Source organism: Mesotoga sp. HF07.pep.5.2.highcov (assembly GCF_003666285.1).
GTDB lineage: Bacteria > Thermotogota > Thermotogae > Petrotogales > Kosmotogaceae > Mesotoga > Mesotoga prima.
Map to the genome: position 1 here is coordinate 1 of NZ_JFHJ01000672.1, position 2,440 is coordinate 2,440.

A 2,440-nucleotide genomic window follows, 5' to 3' on the forward strand; every position below is an offset into this window, starting at 1 on the left:
TAATTCAAAATCCGCCCCGTAAGCCGTAAAGGGGCCAAGCGCACCCGATATTGTGTAGCTAAGTGATCTAACATTCGATGCATTTTCAGTGTCCATGTAGTATTGAAGCATCCCTGCCATTCCATCATCTGAATCCTCAAAGAGATGCAGGTAGAGAGCACGTTGATTTGAAGAGGGAGAGGCAACCGTAGTCAGTTCAACGAAGTGCGTTGAGAAAGCTGAATTAGTTATCCCATACAAATCAGAAGGACTGCCAAATCCCGAATCATACTCTACTGCAAGGATACCATTTCCACCCGTTTGAAGCTGGAAGGGATTCATTGCCACAGTAACAACACAAAAAAACACAACGATCAGAATCAGGAGCTTCTTCATCTTATCACCCCATACGTTCTTCAGAAGTCTTAAGGTTCTCTGTTTGAATTAGGCCAGTCTCAATACAATGTTCTTTGAATTCGGCCAGTCTGTCGTCAAGTATAGCTTGTCGGATCCTTTTCACAAACTGCATAAGAAAACTAATATTGTGATAGCTTAACAGGATCTTTCCAAGAATCTCATCCCTTATGAAAAGATGGTGTATGTATGCTCGGCTGTATGTCGAGCAAACCTTGCAACTGCAATCGGGATCAACGGGTCTCTTGTCTTCCTTGTTTGTTGAGGACTTAAGATTGATTCTTCCATTCGATGTCAAAGCCGCTCCATGCCTTCCTAACCTGGTTGGAAGAACACAGTCAAACATATCTATGCCGTTTTCAACGGCGGCCATTATGAGTTCTGGAGAACCTATCCCCATCAAATACCTTGGTCTTTCTTCAGGTAACAAATTTACAGATCCCGACAAAATTCTTTCCGTCGTTTGGAAATCCTCTCCAACGCTCAGTCCGCCAAGAGCGAAACCTTCAAAATCAAGTGAAGTAATTCTAGCGGCACTTTCTTCCCTCAGGTCACTAAAAAAGCCCCCTTGGACTATACCAAAGAGAGACTGCATACTTTGCCCTTTGTGAGAAAGCAGAAATCTCTCCGCCCAAATCGTAGTTCTCTTTACTGACTGTCTTACATAGTCTTTGTTTGCGCTTGGTTCAACACACTCATCGAAGGCCATGGCAATATCCGATCCAATCGCCTCCTGAATCTCTGAAGAAAGCTCAGGAGTAAAGAAGAGTGCTCTACCATCAAGAGGCGACCGAAACTTTACCCCATCGTCGGTAATCTTTTTTTCTTTTAGAGAGAAGACCTGGAATCCACCGCTGTCAGTCAGAATCGAATGTTTCCACGACATAAATTTATGAAGCCCACCAAAGTTCCTGAGAACATTCAGCCCGGGACGTAAGAAAAGGTGAAACGCGTTTCCAAGTATGATCCTCGCGTCAAGCTCCTCCAACTGATCTTGCCATAATCCCTTAACTGTTCCGTTTGTGCCAACAGGCATAAAAACCGGAGTTTCGAATTCACCGTGAGGCGTGACAATTACCCCGGTTCTAGCTTTTGATTCCGTACTCTTTGCCTTGAGTTTCAGTTCAACCATTACGTTTCCCGATTATCTCAATTATCTTGTTGTATGAGGAATCAATCTGTTTTTCAAGTTGTTTCATCTCTTCGTTTATCCATGCACCGTAATCAGGGTCCTTTAGGGATTTCATATTAATCATGACATTTGCCTTGGCGATTCTATGAACTGCAAGAAGAAGATGGGCAGCACTCTCCGCATCTGAAAGAACACTGGAGTTGCCCCATTTCGCGAGACGTTCAACATTTACGATAATGTTTTTACATCTCCTGGCAAGGTCAAAAGGGACCTCGATAGCTGTCTTTAAGGCTTGCTGAATTTTCATTTCTCTTGCATTCTTTTCATCATCGGTAGCCTTTGGTAACTTATACGCAGATAACACCTGATCAAAAGCCTGAATATCTCGGTTCATCAAGTCACACAGATAATTGCTTTCCGATTCGAATACCTCTAAACAAGATTCCATGTGACCTTCTACGTCTTCATAACCCTTTTTTCCAATAGTGAGATTTGCAACCATGGAGCCAAGAGAGGCTGCGAGCGCTGCCACAACTGCTCCGACTGCTCCCCCACCAGGAGTTGCGGATTTTTCAGCGACTTTCTTCAAGAAGTCCTTTAACGATAATGTGCAGAAATCCATCTCAATAACCCCCCCAATTCTCTTTTGATCCTTCTGACACAATATTGATCCCTGAACTAGTACCAATCCTGCTTGCTCCGGCAGAAATCATTGCGAGAGCTTCCTCTCTCGATTTAACCCCTCCGGAAGCCTTAACTTTGCAAGCGTCTCCCACGACGAATTTCATTAACGATACATCATCTACCGTGGCCCCTCCGCCGGAGAAACCGGTCGAGGTCTTCACAAAGGCGGCACCTGCTTCTCTCGAAATAACGCAAGCAACGATCTTTTCTTCTTCTGTGAGGAGCGATGTT

Annotated in this window: 2 protein-coding genes and 2 pseudogenes; all 4 read right to left on the reverse strand. The window is 44.3% G+C overall.

Annotation, left to right across the window (positions count from 1 at the left end):
- Nucleotides 1-375, reverse strand: a pseudogene (locus tag BG32_RS14405) (hypothetical protein); the annotation flags it as partial.
- Between the two features lie 4 nt (nt 376-379).
- Nucleotides 380-1,525, reverse strand: a complete 1,146-nt coding sequence (gene tgt, locus BG32_RS14410; protein ID WP_006492203.1) for a tRNA guanosine(34) transglycosylase Tgt — start codon at nt 1,523-1,525, stop codon at nt 380-382.
- Entirely contained in the window at nt 1,518-2,147 is a 630-nt protein-coding gene (locus BG32_RS14415; RefSeq protein ID WP_006492204.1) for a cyclodeaminase/cyclohydrolase family protein, read from the reverse strand. The genes tgt and BG32_RS14415 overlap by 8 nt, the downstream gene beginning before the upstream one ends.
- 1 nt (nt 2,148) lies before the next feature.
- Nucleotides 2,149-2,440 (reverse strand): annotated as a pseudogene (locus BG32_RS14420) (2-deoxyribose-5-phosphate aldolase); the annotation flags it as partial.

What these genes read in the sequence shown, in the direction of transcription:
- tgt (WP_006492203.1), bottom strand. Translation starts at nt 1,525, where the DNA reads ATGGTTGAACTGAAACTCAAGGCAAAGAGTACGGAATCAAAAGCTAGA.
- BG32_RS14415 (WP_006492204.1), bottom strand. Translation starts at nt 2,147, where the DNA reads ATGGATTTCTGCACATTATCGTTAAAGGACTTCTTGAAGAAAGTCGCT.